General features: G+C 61.7%; 12 protein-coding genes. 2 read left to right on the plus strand and 10 right to left on the minus strand.

Annotated elements, in window-relative coordinates:
- Positions 1-9 precede the first annotated feature (9 nt).
- The 7 genes from LWF01_RS12370 to rpsL form a co-directional block, all read right to left on the minus strand.
- Positions 10-852 carry a carbohydrate ABC transporter permease gene (locus LWF01_RS12370; RefSeq protein ID WP_349637683.1) on the minus strand — a complete coding sequence of 281 codons (843 nt, stop codon included), beginning with the start codon at positions 850-852 and terminating at the stop codon, positions 10-12.
- A 3-nt stretch (positions 853-855) separates the two neighbouring features.
- On the minus strand, positions 856-1,818 hold the full coding sequence (locus LWF01_RS12375) for a carbohydrate ABC transporter permease (RefSeq protein ID WP_349637684.1): 963 nt from the start codon (positions 1,816-1,818) through the stop codon (positions 856-858).
- Positions 1,815-3,089 carry an extracellular solute-binding protein gene (locus tag LWF01_RS12380; protein ID WP_349637685.1) on the minus strand — a complete coding sequence of 425 codons (1,275 nt, stop codon included), beginning with the start codon at positions 3,087-3,089 and terminating at the stop codon, positions 1,815-1,817. The genes LWF01_RS12375 and LWF01_RS12380 overlap by 4 nt, the downstream gene beginning before the upstream one ends.
- 327 nt (positions 3,090-3,416) lie before the next feature.
- Positions 3,417-4,610 (minus strand): elongation factor Tu, encoded by a 1,194-nt coding sequence (gene tuf / locus LWF01_RS12385; protein ID WP_349637686.1) that lies wholly within the window; start codon positions 4,608-4,610, stop codon positions 3,417-3,419.
- Positions 4,611-4,724: 114 nt separating this feature from the next.
- Entirely contained in the window at positions 4,725-6,827 is a 2,103-nt protein-coding gene (gene fusA, locus LWF01_RS12390) for an elongation factor G (RefSeq protein WP_349637687.1), read from the minus strand.
- A 76-nt stretch (positions 6,828-6,903) separates the two neighbouring features.
- On the minus strand, positions 6,904-7,374 hold the full coding sequence (rpsG, locus tag LWF01_RS12395; RefSeq protein WP_349637688.1) for a 30S ribosomal protein S7: 471 nt from the start codon (positions 7,372-7,374) through the stop codon (positions 6,904-6,906).
- The gene (gene rpsL / locus LWF01_RS12400) at positions 7,374-7,748 is read right to left on the minus strand and encodes a 30S ribosomal protein S12 (protein ID WP_349637689.1); all 375 of its coding nucleotides are present in this window, start codon (positions 7,746-7,748) and stop codon (positions 7,374-7,376) included. The genes rpsG and rpsL overlap by 1 nt, the downstream gene beginning before the upstream one ends.
- A 715-nt stretch (positions 7,749-8,463) precedes the next feature.
- Between rpsL and LWF01_RS12405 the strand changes: the two genes are divergently transcribed.
- Positions 8,464-9,174, plus strand: coding sequence for a DUF1707 SHOCT-like domain-containing protein (locus tag LWF01_RS12405; protein ID WP_349637690.1), 711 nt, complete (start codon positions 8,464-8,466; stop codon positions 9,172-9,174).
- Positions 9,175-9,333: 159 nt separating this feature from the next.
- On the opposite strand, the gene LWF01_RS12410 is transcribed toward LWF01_RS12405, so the two are convergent.
- Positions 9,334-10,767 (minus strand): amino acid permease, encoded by a 1,434-nt coding sequence (locus tag LWF01_RS12410; RefSeq protein WP_349637691.1) that lies wholly within the window; start codon positions 10,765-10,767, stop codon positions 9,334-9,336.
- 243 nt (positions 10,768-11,010) lie between these two features.
- On the opposite strand from LWF01_RS12410, the gene LWF01_RS12415 reads away from it, so the two are divergent.
- Positions 11,011-12,036 carry a 6-phosphofructokinase gene (locus LWF01_RS12415; RefSeq protein ID WP_349637692.1) on the plus strand — a complete coding sequence of 342 codons (1,026 nt, stop codon included), beginning with the start codon at positions 11,011-11,013 and terminating at the stop codon, positions 12,034-12,036.
- Positions 12,037-12,128: 92 nt separating this feature from the next.
- Here the strand turns inward: LWF01_RS12415 and LWF01_RS12420 are convergent, their stop codons facing one another.
- Together LWF01_RS12420 and LWF01_RS12425 are read right to left on the minus strand one after the other, a co-directional pair.
- Entirely contained in the window at positions 12,129-13,145 is a 1,017-nt protein-coding gene (locus tag LWF01_RS12420; protein WP_349637693.1) for a type IV toxin-antitoxin system AbiEi family antitoxin domain-containing protein, read from the minus strand.
- A 244-nt stretch (positions 13,146-13,389) separates the two neighbouring features.
- A complete protein-coding gene (locus tag LWF01_RS12425; RefSeq protein WP_349637694.1) occupies positions 13,390-17,268 on the minus strand; it encodes a DNA-directed RNA polymerase subunit beta' in 3,879 nt (1,292 codons plus the stop codon).
- Positions 17,269-17,326 lie beyond the last annotated feature (58 nt).

A 17,326-nucleotide genomic window follows, 5' to 3' on the forward strand; every position in this document is an offset into this window, starting at 1 on the left:
TACTCATGCCTAACCTTTCACCGCTCCGTTGGTCAGACCGGAAACTATTCGGCGCTGGAACAGCAGCACGAGAACGATGACCGGAATCGTGACGACGATGGCGGCCGCGGTGATTGCGCCGGCCGGGTCTTCGAACTGCGAGGCACCGGTGAAGGACGACAGCGCGGCGGGTACTGGCCGGGCCGCGGTTGTCGACGTCAGTGATATTCCGTAGAGGAAGTCGTTCCACGCGATGAAGAATGCAATGATTGCGGTCGTGAACACGCCTGGCATTGCCAGCGGAACGATCACTTTTCGGAATGCCTGCCAGCTCGTGGCGCCATCTACCTGCGCGGCCTGTTCCAGTTCCCACGGGATCTGCCGGAAGAATGCGGCCAGGGTCCAGATCGAAATCGGCAGCGTCAGCGACAGATACGGGATGATCAGCCCGGGCCAGGTGTCATAGAGCCCGATCCGGCTCCATAGGTTGTAGAGCGGCGTCACGATCGAGATCACCGGGAAGATCGATACCGCCAGCGCCATGGTCAGGATCGCCCTTTTGCCCGGGAAGTCGAGCCGTGCCACAGCGTACGCGGTCAGGGTGGCGAGGACTACCGCGACAAACGTTGCGATCAAACAGATGCCGATCGAGTTCCACAGCGCGGGCACGAAAAGCTCCTGCGCGCTGCCGACGAAGATCAGCCCGTAGTTTTCCCACTCGGCCGTGGTCGGGAAGAAGCTGCCATTCGAGATGTCGCCAGCCGACTTCAGCGAAAGCGACACCATCCAGGCGACGGGGAACAGTGCGTAGATCGTGATGAACAGGGCCGCGAGTGCCCACAGAACTTTCTCACGGGTAGACAGTTGCGTCATCGCCTACTCCCCCCTTGCCTGAGACAGATCGACCTTGAACAGCTTGATGAAGATAAAGCAGATGATCGCAACACAGATGAACAGCATGATCGAGACCGCAGAGCCCATACCTACCTGTAGCTGCGCAATCGACTGGTTGTAGGCGAGGAATGACACAGTTGCCGTGTTCTGTGCTCCCGCCGTCATCACGAAAACGCTGTCGAATATTCGGAAGGCATCGAGCGTCCTGAACAGCAGCGCGACCATGATGGCTGCCTTCATGTTCGGGATGATCACCTTGCGCATCCGCTCCCACCAGGTGGCGCCGTCGACTTTGGCGGCCTCAACCATCTCGCCGGGTATCTGGGCCAGGCCGGCCAGCAGCAAAAGCGAAATGAACGGCGTGGTCTTCCAGATCTCCGCTGCCGAGATCACGAAGAAGGACGACCAGAAGCCGCCGAACCAGTCGTAGTTCGGATCGAGGCCGAACACCGCCAGCCAGTTGTTGACGAAGCCGGTGCCCAGGTCGAACGCATAGCTCCAGGAAAATGCGCTCACCACCGTGATGATGCCGTACGGCACAAGGATCACGGTCCGGATCCAGGGCTTGACCGCCCGAACCGCGTTGAGCATCACAAGTGCCAATGCGAAACCGAGCACGAGTTCAACCGCCACTGTGAACACGGTGAGCATCACCGTGACCCCAAGCGTTGTCCACCACTGCGGATCGCTCAGAATCACCACATAGTTCTGCCCCCAGTTGAAGAACCTGTTGTCAGGGTCGGTCAGCCGGTAGTTGAACAGCGACTGATACGCGGCTTGCAGGATCGGGTAGGCGGTGACCGCCAGCAGGACGACGACTGCCGGCCCGGCCAGCCACCAGCCGAGCTTTGCCTCCTGCTTGCCGCGGTCGGACATCACCAGCTTCTTTTTCTTCTGGTCAGGTAGCTTCTTGTTCTCTTCAGGTGCCTCGAGCTGCGTCGTCATAGCAACCGCTCCCCCTTCAGGATCTGCTCCATCAGCGTCGTGGACGCGCCAGGCGTGGAATCAGGTGACACTCCCGCGGCCGGGTGCCAGGTCCGCTGCAACCCGCCGGTCACTTCGTTGTAGTACGGCGTCAGCGGACGTGGGGCTGACATCTCCAGAGACTTCCTGATCGTCTCGTACATCGGGTATCCCTCGGCAACCTTCGGATCGTCGAAGGATGCTGTGTTCGACGGCGGGTTGCCGTCCGAGACGAAGTACTGCGACTGGCGCTGCGGTTCGACGATGCACTGTACGGCCTGCCAGGCCTCGTCCTGATGTTTGCCGAAGGCGCCGACGCCGATATTGATGCCGCCCAGCGGCGGCGCGGCCGGTGTGCCCTCGTCGACCGCCGGATAGGTGGTCCAGGCGATGTCGTCGAGGACCGACTGGTCAAGCGCACCGGCATCAACTGAAGCCTTGGCTGCCGCGTAGACGAAGGGCCAGTTGACCATGAAGCCACCGGTATCACCCTGGAACCTGGTCAGTGCGCCGTTCTCATCCTGCGTGGATAGCGTTGGCCCGCCAAGTCCTTCTTTTCCAATGGTCGAAACAATTTCGGCTGCCTTTTTGCCGGCCTCCGAATCCAGTCCGAGCTGGATTTCCCGGGCAGAGGCTTCGGGATTCTCCACAATTTGCCCGCCAGCGGATTCGATCAGCGCGTTGAGCCACACCATATAGGCCTCGGCGCGAATTCCCTGCGCGCCAATTTCCTTCTCCTGGCTTTTAGCTGCGTCGATCAACTGATCCCAGGTCACCGGCTTGGACATGTCCAACCCTGCGGCTTCGGCCACCGACTTCCGGTACCAGAGCAGCTGGGTATTGGCCCAAAACGGCGTCGCGACCAGCTTGCCTTCCCAGGATGACGATTCGACCGAGCTCTCTATCGTGTTCTCGGTCAGCGGTCCGGTCAGGTCGTCGGGCACCGGCACGATGTACTCGGCCTGAGCAAGTTCGGCCACGTAAACGGGATCGATGCTCATCAGGTCGATAGACGAGTCCTTCGAGGCCAGGCGACGAACCAGTTGCTCACGCTGACCGGCAGCGTCACGCGGAAGAATCGATGTCTGGATTTGGTAGGCACCGTTTGCTTCCTCAGTGCATTGTTCGGCAATCAGCGTCTGCCCGCCGGCATCGGGATTGATGTACCACGTCAAGGTAGGTACCGAACTTTGCGGTCCGCAGGCGGCGACGGTAGTTGCGGCGAATACTCCGACCGCGGCGACTGCAAACATTTTTAGGGCCTTTTTCCTGCCGCGCCGAAATTGCGCCAAATGTTGCATCAGACCAACCACTCCTTCGAAGTTGCCGCCATACCTGAAAAGATCGCGTCGCATTCATATCTACATTGATTCACGACTTATTGCCAGTGCAGGCGAATAACATCCACGTAACTGTGACCTCGATTCAGACACCGCGTCGCCATCCGGCGCCGCTTTCCGTCTCCCGGTGCGGCTGAGTCAAGGGAAGGTCAAATAGCGTCGGAGCAACATCAGGGCAGCGAAAAGGCCCCGGGGAGAACCCCGGGGCCTTTATCGTTCAAGATCGGTGAGGTTAAAAACCTACTTGTTGATCTTGGTTACTCGACCGGCACCAACCGTGCGGCCACCCTCGCGGATAGCGAAACGCAGGCCTTCTTCCATGGCGATCGGCTGAATCAGCTGAACGCTCATGTCGGTGTTGTCGCCCGGCATGACCATCTCGGTGCCCTCTGGCAGCGTGATGACGCCGGTGACGTCCGTGGTACGGAAGTAGAACTGCGGACGGTAGTTCGAGTAGAACGGGTTGTGGCGTCCACCCTCGTCTTTGCTGAGGATGTAGACCTGGCCCTCGAACTCCGTGTGCGGGGTGATCGAGTTCGGCTTGACGATAACCTGTCCGCGCTCGACATCTTCGCGCTTGGTGCCGCGGAGAAGCAGACCGACGTTCTCTCCTGCGCGAGCGTCAGGAAGGGTCTTGCGGAACATTTCGATAGCGGTAACCGTGGTCTTGGAGGAGTGCTCCTTGATACCGACGATTTCGATCTCTTCGTTAGGAAGCAGAACGCCGCGCTCGACACGACCGGTGACAACGGTTCCACGACCGGTAATCGTGAAGACGTCCTCAACCGGCATCAGGAATGGCTTGTCAACGTCGCGCTCAGGCTCAGGAACGCTGTCGTCCACTGCCTGCATGAGCTCGAGAACCGTCTTGCCCCACTCTTCGTCGCCCTCAAGAGCCTTAAGAGCCGACACGCGAACAACTGGAGCGTTGTCGCCATCGAATTCCTGGCTGCTGAGCAGATCGCGAACCTCGAACTCGACGAGCTCGAGGAGCTCCTCGTCCTCGACCATGTCGGACTTGTTCAGAGCCACAACGATGTAAGGAACACCAACCTGACGGGCGAGCAGCACGTGCTCACGCGTCTGAGGCATCGGGCCGTCGGTAGCGGCAACCACGAGGATCGCGCCATCCATCTGAGCGGCACCGGTGATCATGTTCTTGATGTAGTCGGCGTGACCTGGAGCGTCTACGTGTGCGTAGTGGCGCTTTTCGGTCTGGTACTCGACGTGCGAGATGTTGATGGTGATACCGCGCTGCTTTTCCTCAGGCGCGTTATCAATCTGGTCGAAAGCCGAAGCCTGGTTCAGCTCAGGGTATGCGTCGTGCAACACCTTGGTGATGGCAGCGGTCAGCGTCGTCTTTCCGTGATCGACGTGACCAATCGTGCCGATGTTGACGTGTGGCTTAGTCCGTTCGAACTGCGCCTTTGCCACTGGGGTCCTCCTCGTGGATGCCTTAGGACACTTGATCGTGCCCTAATGGACTTGGGTTGATTTATACAAATGCTCTCATGCGAGAGCACCGATAGAGCAAATCGCTCGGCTTGGCTATTCGCCCCGTACCTTCTGAATGATCTCTTCGGCTACTGCCTTCGGGACCTCGGAATAGCTCTCGAACTGCATGGAGTACACCGCACGGCCCTGGGTCTTCGACCGCAGATCGCCAATGTATCCAAACATTTCCGACAATGGAACGTGAGCACGAACGACCTTAACGCCGCTCGCGTCTTCCATCGACTGGATCTGCCCGCGCCGTGAGTTGAGGTCGCCGATCACATCACCCATGTATTCCTCAGGGGTCCGTACCTCAACGTCCATCAGTGGCTCAAGCAGAACCGGGTTTGCCCGCTTGACGGCTTCTTTCAAAACCATCGAACCGGCGATCTTGAATGCCATCTCCGAGGAGTCGACATCATGGTACTGGCCGTCGAGCAAGGTGGCCTTGATACCAACGAGCGGGTAGCCAGCCAGAACACCGTACTGCATGGCGTCCTGCATACCGGCGTCAACGCTAGGGATGTATTCCCTGGGCACACGACCACCGGTAACTTTGTTCTCGAACTCGTAGATCGCGTCCGAGGTGATTTCCATAGGCTCGATCGCTACCTGCACCTTGGCGAACTGACCGGATCCACCGGTCTGCTTCTTGTGCGTGTAGTCAATCTTGGGAACTGCCTTGCGGATGGTCTCACGGTAGGCAACCTGCGGCTTACCGACATTCGCCTCGACCTTGAACTCACGACGCATCCGGTCGACGAGGATATCGAGGTGCAGCTCGCCCATGCCGCCGATTTCCGTCTGTCCGGTGTCCTCATTGAGGTTCACCGTGAACGTCGGGTCTTCCTTGGCCAGCTTCTGGATCGCCGTGGAAAGCTTCTCCTGGTCGCCCTTGGTCTTCGGCTCAATGGCGACGAAGATCACGGGATCCGGGAAGCTCATCGACTCCAGCACGACCGGGTTGGCGATATCGCAGAGCGTGTCGCCAGTCGTGGTGTCCTTGAGACCAATGAACGCGTAGATGTGGCCGGCAACGGCCTCTTCTACCGGGTTCTCCTTGTTGGAGTGCATCTGGAAGAGCTTTCCGATCCGCTCCTTCTTGCCGTTCGTGGTGTTCAGAACCTGCGCACCTGGAACGACCTTGCCGGAGTACACCCGCACGTAGGTCAGCGCACCGAAGAACGGGTGCGTGGCGACCTTGTACGCAAGGGCTGAGAACGGCTCGCTCATGTCCGGCCGGCGAGTGACTTCCTTCTCCTCGTCACCGAGTGCGTGACCGATCATCGGCGGCACGTCGAGCGGGGAGGGCAGGTAGTCGATCACGCCGTCCAGCATCAGCTGAACGCCCTTGTTCTTGAAGGCGGAGCCACACAGAACGGGGAAAGCCGCGCCGGAAACGGTCAGGGCGCGGATTCCGGCCTTGAGCTCGTCGATGGTCGGCTCGGTGCCTTCGAGGTACTTCTCCATCAGGTCGTCGTTGCCTTCGGCAACGTCCTCGACCAGCTGGGCGCGGTACTCTTCGGCCTTCTCCTTGAGATCCGCGGGGATCTCAATTTCGGTCATGTCCTGGCCCTTTTGCTCCTCATCCGGCCATACGTAGGCCTTCATGTGGATGAGGTCGACAACGCCGGCAAAGTCATTCTCGGCGCCGATCGGCAGCTGGATGACGAGCGGCTTCGCACCGAGGCGGTCCTTGATGGTGGCGACCGTGAAGTAGAAGTCCGCGCCAAGCTTGTCCATCTTGTTGACGAAGCAGATGCGGGGAACGTTGTACTTATCGGCCTGACGCCACACAGTCTCGGACTGTGGCTCGACGCCCTCTTTGCCATCGAACACGGCAACGGCGCCATCGAGGACGCGCAAGCTGCGCTCTACCTCGACGGTGAAGTCAACGTGTCCCGGTGTGTCGATGATGTTGATCTGGTTGTCGTGCCAGTAACAGGTGGTTGCGGCGGAGGTAATGGTGATTCCGCGCTCCTGCTCCTGCTCCATCCAGTCCATCGTCGAGGCACCGTCGTGGGTCTCGCCGATCTTGTAGTTCACACCGGTGTAGAACAGGATGCGCTCAGTCGTCGTCGTCTTACCGGCATCGATGTGCGCCATGATGCCGATGTTGCGGACCTTATTCAGGTCGGTTAGCACGTCAAGTGCCACGGTGTCTCTCTCTCGCCTTGTTAGCGTTGCTGCGGGGCCGGCGACTGCATGCCGGCCCACCAAGCAACTTAAGTGATTACCAGCGGTAGTGCGCGAAGGCCTTGTTGGACTCGGCCATCTTGTGGGTGTCCTCGCGGCGCTTCACAGCGGCACCAAGACCGTTGCTTGCGTCCAGAATCTCATTCTGCAGACGCTCGGTCATCGTCTTCTCACGACGCTGACGTGAGTAACCGACCAACCAGCGCAGCGACAGAGTCGTGGCGCGGCCCGGCTTCACCTCAATTGGCACCTGGTAGGTTGCGCCGCCGACGCGACGGCTCTTGACCTCAAGAGTCGGCCGCACGTTGTCGAGCGCCTTCTTCAGCGCGACAACGGGGTCGCCGCCGCTCTTCTCGCGTGCACCTTCAAGCGCACCGTAGACGATGCGCTCCGCGGTCGAACGCTTTCCGTCGAGCAGGATCTTGTTGATCAGCTGCGTTACTAGCGGAGAGTTGTAAACCGGGTCAATGACGAGCGGCCGTTTCGGGGCCGGGCCTTTACGAGGCATTACTTCTTCTCCTTCTTCGCACCGTAGCGGCTACGGGCCTGCTGGCGTCCCTTGACACCCTGGGTGTCAAGCGAGCCGCGAACGATCTTGTAGCGCACACCGGGAAGGTCCTTCACACGTCCGCCGCGAACGAGCACAATCGAGTGCTCCTGCAGGTTGTGGCCTTCACCGGGAATGTAGGCGGTGACTTCAATCTGGCTGGAAAGCTTGACACGGGCTACCTTACGGAGCGCCGAGTTCGGCTTCTTCGGCGTCGTCGTGTACACACGGGTGCACACTCCACGACGCTGGGGGCTGCCCTTGAGGGCAGGGGTCTTCGACTTGTCGACCTTGTCCTGCCGGCCCTTGCGGACCAACTGCTGGATCGTTGGCACTAATTGTCTCCATTTGCTTCTCGATGTTGCGATGGTCGAGGCGGCCGGATCGGCCGAACTCGTCCTCACCTTGCGGGCTACGGGTGAAGCGAACAATTCCCGCAGCCATATTGAGTTGTGATACGTGTGTGACAGCCCTTCGCAACCCGAGGTCGGGTGTGTCGTTTTCTACGAAAGCGGCACGCCGCTTGGCCTGCAAGTAGTTGTGGAGCCGCCACACGGCTTCGCCCGACGGCGTCTTCGTGACTTACAAGAACGCACGCGAACACACCCGAACAAAATTCAGGCACTGGACAAGGCTACCCGGTGCGTCATAGTCGGTCAAAATAGGCGGCAGCGCCGTCCGAGTCGGACCTGGCGTCACCGCCGTTCCGGGCTTCACCGCCCGGGACCTGGTCGGCATCCGGCACCTGGTCATCACTCCCCTGACTACCTCCCTGTCCGGGAACAGCCTGCCCGCCAGGGCCTCGCACTCGGCCGGGGCTCGCCATCGGGCTGTGGCGTCGCGCCGTTCGGCGGCGCCGCCTGGACCGGAATGCCTATCGTTTTCGACAGTCCAGTATCGAGTTCGCCGGTATCCGGTTGGCCTGTGTGAGTGAGCGCCGAAGTATTCATCCCTCCACGGTCGTCACGGCTACTATGAAGGTCCTTTCGCAAAGCTATGTCCGGGCTGTGCGACTTCGCCTATTTGTGTTGCCGAAGGAATGACTCAAACGTGAGTGATGAGAACCCCGACCGGTCGCCGTCCGAATCAGGACCCGACCCTGATCGCGACGTCACGCGCCCGCCGGATGTGTCGCGAGGAATTCGCGCGTCGGACGCGGACCGAGAGCGCATCGGCGACATCCTGCGCGAGGCATATGCCGCCGGCCGACTCGACCACGAAGAGCTGGAGGAGCGGACGGCTGCCCTCTGGCGGTGCAAGTACGTGGCGGAGCTCGGCCCGCTAGTCGACGATCTGCCCGCAGTCGGCACCGGACATCCGTCGACGAGCCCCGTGCCGGTGAACGACCGCGCACCCGCACAGCGCGAGGCGAGCGTTCTGCGTGAGCCCGGGGGCGCGCGTGAGCAGACGACTATCGCGGTCCTCGGTGGCGACTACAAGGTCATCCGCCCGGGCGCCGGTATCGTGCGCTCGATCAATGTGATGGGCGGCGACGACATCGACCTGCTGGCAGCCCTCGCGCCGGGTGAATCCGTCGTGATCGAATCGATCAGCGTGATGGGCGGCGCGGACATCATCGTCCCGGAGGGGACCAGGGTCATCACCGAGACCTGGTCCTTCCTCGGCGGTGACGAGGTCAAGGTTCACGGCGATGGCTCGGCCGGCACCTTGGTCCTGAAGGGCTTCAGCATGATGGGCGGGAACACTGTGCGGCGCGCCAAGCCGAAAGAGTTGCGCCAGACCGGCCGCGACAAGGGCTGAACCTTCCCGGCGCCATAGCCCGGCGCCTCGGCCTGGCGGCCGTACCGGTGGGCCCGGCGGTGGCCGGCCTGGCGGCTGTAGCGGTGCCCGGCGGCGGTGGGCTACCTTCCGTGCCCGGCCGGCGGTCGGCTACCTTCGGTGGGCCCGGCCGGCGGTCGGCTACCTTCCGTGCTCGACTGGCTGCCGTCCGGCATCCTGGGCGTTCAGCGTTTCACCCCGGCGGCCAATCGTGAACCAGCCGATCGCGAGTATGATTCCGAAGCCCAGCGCCACGTAGATGGCGACCCGGGTGGCTGCATCAAATGTCAGCAGCACGAAAACGAAGGCCAGGAAGGCCAGCACGATCCAGTTAGTGACCGGCGATCCGGGCATTCTGAACTTCGATGCCTTCACCTTTCCGGCGGCTACCGCGCGACGGTAGCGCAGATGGCTGAATACGATAACGCCCCACACCCACAGGATGCCGACCGTCGCAACGGAGGTGATGTAGGTGAAGGCCTCCTCCGGAGCCAGCGCGTTGACGATGACCCCGATGCCCATGACACCGCCGGAGAGGAACAGTGCCCGGCTCGGCACCGCCTGCGAACTCAGCTTGGAGAAGACCTTAGGAGCTTCATGCTGGGTGGCCAACGTGCGAAGCATCCTGCTGGTGGAATAGAACCCGCCCGCATTGCAGGATGACAGCGCCGATGTGAGCACGACGAAGTTGACGATCCCGGCGGCGGCAGGAATGCCGATCTTGGCGAAAGCAGCGACGAACGGGCTGGTGCCCTCTTCGAAGTCCACCCAGGAGACGACCGACAGGATCACGACGAGCGAAGCGATGTAGAAGATGACGATCCGCAGCGGGATGGTGTTGATCGCCTTCGGCAGCACCTTCTCGGGGTTCTTGCTTTCGCCCGCAGTTACTCCAATCAGTTCGACGCCGACGTAGGCGAACATCACGATCTGCATTGCCAGCAGTGTCTGACCGATTCCATTGGGCGCGAAGCCGCCGTGGTTCCACAGGTTCGCAAAGCTGGCGGTGTCCGCGGCCGGGCTGCCGAACCCGAAGGTCAGCACGCCGAGGCCGATCACGATCATGCCGATGATGGCGAGGATCTTGATCCCGGCGAAGTAGAACTCGGCCTCGCCGAAGATCTTGACCGAGATGAGGTTCACGCCGAGCAGAATCAGCAGGGCTACAAACGCCGTGACCCACTGCGGAATTTCCGGCCACCAGTAGTTGACGAACTTGCCGGCGGCGGTCAGTTCGGCCATTCCGGTGGTAACCCAGACCGCCCAGTACGTCCAGCCGGTGACGAAGCCCGCCCAGGGCCCGATGAACTCGCGGGCGTAGGTGGCGAAGCTGCCGGCAACTGGTCGGTACATCAGCAGTTCGCCGAGCGCCCGCATGATGAAGAAGATGACTATGCCAGCGACGGCATAGCAGAGAATGAGTGAGGGACCCGCCTTTGCGATAGCGGTGCCGGCACCGAGAAACAGACCCGTGCCGATCGCGCCGCCGATCGCCATCATCTGAATCTGACGGGCTCCGAGCCCGCGCTGGTAACCGTCGATGGTCTGTGAAACGCCCGAATCAGACGTGCTCATGGTGCTCCCATAGTTCAACTGCGTCATGGCCTCATACAGGCTAAGGGCTGCCTGGCGCGGCGCATAATCCTTACCATTCACCCCCTGGCGGCGGGCGGCACCCTTATCCTTGACGTGGCATCTGTCATACCCGGCGTCTGCCCGGACTTGGCGTCTGTCTGGCGTCGCGTCTGCCCGGACTTGGCGTCTGCCGGGCGTCGCGTGCCATTGACGTTGCAACCTACGAGCGCGGAGAACATCACCTTGAGAATTGGAATCCTGACCAGCGGTGGAGATTGCCCCGGCCTGAATGCGGTAATCCGAGGGGCGGTGCTCAAGGGAGTCGCGATCTACGATCAGGAGTTCGTGGGCTTCAGGGATGGTTGGCGGGGCCTGGTCGAGGATGACGTCGTGCCGCTCACCAGGCACGACGTCCGTGGGTTGTCCAAGCAGGGCGGTACCATCCTGGGCACGTCGCGGACCAACCCGTTCGAGAACAACGGCGGGCCGGACCGGGTCAAGTCGGTGATGGACAAGCGGAACGTCGACGCCGTCATCGCCATCGGCGGCGAGGGCACGCTTACTGCGGCCAAACGTCTTACCGATGCCGGGGTCAAGATCGTCGGGGTCCCGAAGACCATCGACAACGACCTTTCCGCCACCGACTACACCTTCGGCTTCGACACCGCGGTTGCGATTGCGACCGAGGCGATCGATCGTTTGCGGACCACCGCCGAATCCCATCACAGGTGCATGGTTGTCGAGGTGATGGGTCGGAACGTCGGCTGGATCGCACTGCACTCCGGCATGGCGTCTGGAGCCCACGCAATCCTGATTCCGGAGAACAGCGTGAGCCTCGACCAGATCAACGAATGGGTGCGACTCGCATTCGACCGCGGCCGAGCGCCTATCGTCGTCGTCGCCGAAGGGTTCATGCCCGAAGGCATGGAGCACCCGCACACCGAACGCGGTCTGGATACATTCGGTCGGCCGCGGCTCGGCGGTATCGGTGAGCAGATCGCCCCGCAGATTGAGCTGGCCACCGGCATTGAGACCCGCTGCGCCACCCTGGGCCATCTGCAGCGCGGCGGCGTGCCGACCGCCTACGACCGGGTGCTGGCGACCCGGTTAGGCATGGCCGCGATCGATTCCGTGGTCAACGGTACCTGGGGCACGATGGTGGCTCTGAACGGAACGGAGATCATCCACGTCGGCCTGGACGAGGCAACCATGGTGCTCAAAACCGTGCCGCAGCATCGATATGAGGAGGCTTCGATCCTCTTCGGCTAGAACCGCTCCCAAGCGAAACGGTCCGGTAAGTGCTTAACCTCGGGGGCTAATACAAGCCACCCGAAGCAGAAACCGGACCGAGCTGGACGAACTCACGCGATCCCGCGGGGTCGTGCTCGCTTACGCGCCATGACGATTCTGCGCTTAATCCCGACCGGATCCTTGAGATCGTCCCACGTGACCCGCACGATCTCCCATCCGACTTCCTGGATCGCGTTGTGCCGCCGTCGTTCCGCCTGCACAGTTCGGAACGGGTCGCTGGTGTACAGCTCCGTGTACTTCTGGTCGCCATCGATCTCGACAGCTACCCCATAGTCTTCGAAAACGAAGTCCGGGTAGAACGTGCCGATGCCCGTACGTACCGTGAACTGGGGCGTAGGCGCCGGAAGGCCGACGGCGCGAAATCCTATCCGTGCCCTGGTCTCCGCAATCGACTCCGACCGGCCATCGCTGAACGCTATGGCCTTCCGCGCCTGGGTCGCTCCCCGGAGGCGACGCCGATCGAGCTCCGCGATCAGCATTTCTCGATGGGTCTCTTGCGCCAGCTTGCGATCGCCCGGCGCCACGCCTTGCTGGTCGAGCAGGAGTCTCAGCCCTGCATCCGCAACAGCTACTCCCGTCACAAACGAGTGAGCGCGACAGCAATCGATGATTGTCCGGGGCAGTGTCGTCACCGGAATTCCGTCGATCTCCGTCACGGCGTCGACCAGGAGGGAATGGTGCGTTCGCACGCCGACGGGATCCCGGCGGACTCGTCCTCCGGCGCTGGTCACATGGACCTCAACCTGCCTGCCGTACACCGGCAGTTCCCACAGCACCGCCGCGGATGCATGACTGATCGCCCGATGTCGGCTGCCGGATGGAATCCCGCGCAGGGCGACGGCGCGGACTTGGAGCTCATACCGTTCCCAAGGCTTCCGCCGGTCCCATTCCGATGGCAGGCAATAGATGCCCGGTCGTACCCGCAAGAGGCTTCGTGTTCGGCACCAGCGGCGGCGAGCCTTCGCATCTACGCCGTACAGCTCCAGCTGTCCAGCTCGGACGAGTCCACCCTGCTCCGCGAACATCGCGGCCACGCCTTCTCCCAGGCTCGATTCTGTGCGGTCCATCCGCCCATAATCCAGGCGGCCGCAGCCGGTGGGCATAAAGCCGCCGAACTGTGGAAAGGCGGAGCGACCCCGTCAGCTGTGCCGGCAGGTTACCTCCGGGCCGAAACGGTCCGGTTTACGCCTGGCCATACCGGCATTTGCAGCCCACCTGGGCCACAAACCGGACCGTTTCGCATCCGACTAGGGCTGGACGCACAAGGGCCCCCGGACGCGTGATGCGTCCGAGGGCCCTTGTCATGCGCGACTAACGGTAGTCGCCCAGGTCGTACTCTTCCAGCGGAATCGCCTGTCCGGCGTCCGGTCCACCGAGCGGCGAGTAACCGAAGTCAGCGTAGGCCGTGGAGTTGAACAACTCAGCCTTAGCTTCTTCGGTCGGCTCGACGACGATGTCACGGTAACGCGGCAGACCGGTTCCGGCCGGGATGAGCTTACCGAGGATGACGTTCTCCTTGAGGCCCAGCAGCGGATCGGACTTGCCTTCCATTGCCGCCTCGGTCAGAACGCGGGTCGTCTCCTGGAACGACGCGGCCGACAGCCACGATTCAGTTGCAAGCGACGCCTTGGTAATACCCATCAGCTCGTCACGGCCTGATGCGGGCTGACCGCCCTCAGCCAGGACCCGACGGTTTTCGGCTTCGTAACGCGGACGCTCAGCGAGCTCACCCGGCAGCAGCTTGGTATCGCCGGAATCGATAACGGTGACCCGGCGAAGCATCTGACGAACGATGACCTCGATGTGCTTGTCGTGAATGCCCACGCCCTGGCTGCGGTACACGTGCTGTACCTCATCGACCAGGAACTTCTGCACTGCACGACGGCTCAGGATACGCAGAACCTGCTTCGGATCCGCGGCTCCGTTCACCAGCTTGTCCCCGGCCTCTACGTGGTCGCCATCGGCAACCACCAGACGGGAACGGCGTCCTACCGGGTGCGGGATCTCTTCGGAACCGTCGTCCGGGGTGACGATGATCTGCCGGACCTTGCCGGAATCATCGATCTTCACCCGGCCACGAGCCTCGGAAATCGGTGCGACACCCTTAGGCGTGCGTGCCTCGAACAGCTCGGTGACACGCGGCAGACCCTGGGTGATGTCTCCACCATCCGAAGCCACACCACCGGTGTGGAAGGTACGCATGGTCAGCTGGGTTCCCGGCTCACCAATCGACTGGGCGGCGACCGTACCGATGGCCTCGCCGATGTCCACGAGCTTTCCGGTGGCCAGCGACCGGCCGTAGCACAGCGCGCAGGTTCCGACCTTAGAACCACAGGTCAGCACGGAGCGAACCTTAATGGTCTCAACGCCGAGCTCGATCAGCTTGTCGATGAGCACGTCTCCGACGTCGTCGCCCGGACGGGCAACAACCTCGCCGTTGTGCTCGACATCGACGGCCAGGGTGCGGCCGTAGACACTGGACTCGACATTGTCGTCCCGGCGCAGCGAACCATCCGAGCCAACAGTGGCAATTGCCAACTCCAGACCGCGGCTGGTGGCACAGTCACGTTCCCGCACGATGACGTCCTGCGAGACGTCCACCAGACGACGGGTCAGGTAACCCGAGTCGGCGGTACGCAGAGCGGTATCGGCAAGTCCCTTACGGGCACCGTGGCTAGCGATGAAGTACTCAAGTACGGAAAGACCTTCACGGTAGTTCGACTTGATCGGACGCGGGATGATCTCACCCTTCGGGTTCGTCACCAGACCACGCATACCGGCCAGCTGACGGACCTGCATCCAGTTACCGGATGCACCGGAGTTGACCAGACGCATAACCGAGTTGGATGCCGGGAAGTTGCCTTCCATCTTCGAGGCAACCTCTTCGGTAGCGGCGGTCCAGAGCTTGATCAGCTCGGAACGACGCTCGTCATCGGTCACCGCACCCAGGTCGTACTGCGACTGGATCTTCGCGGCCTTCTTCTCGTACTCGGCCATGATTTCCGGCTTCGAGGCCGGGCTCACGACATCCGACATGGCGATGGTGACACCTGAGCGGGTCGCCCAGTAGAAACCGGTCGCCTTGAAGTTGTCCAGGGTCGCGGCAACCTCAACCTTCGGGTACCGCTCGGCCAGGTCGTTGACGATGGCCGACAGCCGCTTCTTGTCAGTCGTCTCGTCGACGAATGAGTAGTCATCCGGAAGCGTCTCGTTGAAGATCGCGCGGCCAAGAGTGGTTTCGACCGTGACGGTCTGTCCCTCTTCCCAGCCTTCCGGTGCTTCCCAGTCGGCCGGCGGCACGAAACGGTCGATCCGGATCTTCACCTTGGCGTTGATCGAGATCTGTCCGCGGTCGAACGCCATGATCGCCTCAGCGACGGACGAGAAAGCCTCGCCCTCACCGGTGTCGCCATCGACAAGCGTGGTCAGGTGGTACAGACCGATGATCATGTCCTGCGAAGGCATGGTCACCGGACGACCGTCGGACGGCTTGAGAATGTTGTTCGACGACAGCATCAGGATTCGCGCCTCGGCCTGCGCCTCGGTGGACAGCGGCAGGTGTACTGCCATCTGATCTCCATCGAAGTCGGCGTTGAACGCCGAGCAGACCAGCGGGTGAATCTGAATTGCCTTACCTTCGACCAGCTGTGGCTCGAAAGCCTGAATACCAAGCCGGTGCAGGGTAGGAGCACGGTTCAGCAGAACAGGGTGTTCCGTGATGACCTCTTCGAGGACATCCCAGACCTGTGGGCGCTGGCGTTCCACCATTCGCTTGGCGCTCTTGATGTTCTGCGCGTGGTTGAGGTCGACCAGGCGCTTCATCACGAACGGCTTGAAGAGCTCCAGCGCCATCTGCTTCGGCAGACCACACTGGTGCAGCTTCAGCTGCGGACCGACGACGATAACCGAACGGCCGGAGTAGTCGACGCGCTTACCGAGCAGGTTCTGGCGGAACCGGCCCTGCTTACCCTTCAGCATGTCGGACAGCGACTTCAGCGGACGGTTACCCGGACCGGTGACCGGGCGGCCACGACGTCCGTTGTCGAAGAGCGAGTCAACAGCTTCCTGCAGCATGCGCTTTTCGTTGTTGACGATGATCTCCGGCGCGCCGAGATCAAGCAGACGCTTGAGCCGGTTGTTCCGGTTGATCACGCGACGGTACAGATCGTTCAGGTCCGAGGTGGCGAAGCGGCCACCATCGAGCTGGACCATCGGCCGCAGCTCCGGCGGGATCACCGGCACAGCGTCGAGAACCATACCCAGCGGGCTGTTTTTCGTCGTCAGGAATGCGTTGACGACCTTCAGCCGCTTCAGGGCACGGGTCTTCCGCTGGCCCTTACCGGTCGCAATCAGCTCGCGAAGCAGCTCGGACTCGGCCTGCAGGTCGAAGCTTGCAAGGCGCTTCTGGATTGCCTCGGCGCCCATCGAGCCTTCGAAGTACAGTCCGTAGCGGTCGACGAGTTCGCGGTACAGCGACTCATCGCCCTCCAGGTCGGATACCTTGAGCGACTTGAACCGGTCCCAGACCTGGTCAATGCGTTCGAGTTCTGCATCGGCACGCTTGCGCAGCCGATCCATTTCCTTCTCCGCGTCGTTCTTGACCTTCTTCTTGGCCGGGGCGTTGGCGCCGTCGGCTTCGAGCTGGGCGAGGTCCTCTTCGAGCTTGCGGGCCCGGTTCTCGATGTCGTTGTCACGACGATCGGCGAGTTCCTTCTTCTCCACATCGATCTGCGACTGCAGTGAAGGCAGATCGCGATGACGCGACTCCTCATCCACGGCCGTGATCATGTAGGCGGCGAAGTAGATGACCTTTTCGAGGTCCTTCGGCGCCAGGTCCAGCAGGTAGCCGAGGCGTGACGGCACGCCCTTGAAGTACCAGATGTGCGTGACCGGCGCGGCCAGCTCAATGTGGCCCATCCGCTCACGACGCACCTTGGCGCGGGTTACTTCCACACCGCAGCGTTCACAGATGATGCCCTTGAACCGGACACGCTTGTACTTGCCGCAGTAGCATTCCCAGTCGCGGGTCGGGCCGAAGATCTTCTCGCAGAAGAGTCCGTCCTTTTCCGGCTTCAGGGTTCGGTAGTTGATGGTTTCGGGCTTCTTCACTTCGCCGTACGACCACTGACGGATCTCGTCTGCGGTCGCGAGGCCGATGCGCAACTCATCAAAGAAGTTGACGTCGAGCACGTGAGTCCTTCTCTCCTTGGCGTATATGCCAGTTTGTAGCGTTTAAGTGTGCTTGGAG

The sequence above is a fragment of the Saxibacter everestensis genome (assembly GCF_025787225.1).
GTDB lineage: Bacteria > Actinomycetota > Actinomycetes > Actinomycetales > Brevibacteriaceae > Saxibacter > Saxibacter everestensis.

Coding starts and splice junctions, on each gene's coding strand:
- LWF01_RS12375 (WP_349637684.1), bottom strand. CDS start 1,818: ATGACGACGCAGCTCGAGGCACCTGAAGAGAACAAGAAGCTACCTGAC.
- rpsG (WP_349637688.1), bottom strand. CDS start 7,374: ATGCCTCGTAAAGGCCCGGCCCCGAAACGGCCGCTCGTCATTGACCCG.
- LWF01_RS12380 (WP_349637685.1), bottom strand. CDS start 3,089: ATGTTTGCAGTCGCCGCGGTCGGAGTATTCGCCGCAACTACCGTCGCC.
- LWF01_RS12410 (WP_349637691.1), bottom strand. CDS start 10,767: ATGAGCACGTCTGATTCGGGCGTTTCACAGACCATCGACGGTTACCAG.
- LWF01_RS12370 (WP_349637683.1), bottom strand. CDS start 852: ATGACGCAACTGTCTACCCGTGAGAAAGTTCTGTGGGCACTCGCGGCC.
- LWF01_RS12420 (WP_349637693.1), bottom strand. CDS start 13,145: ATGGACCGCACAGAATCGAGCCTGGGAGAAGGCGTGGCCGCGATGTTC.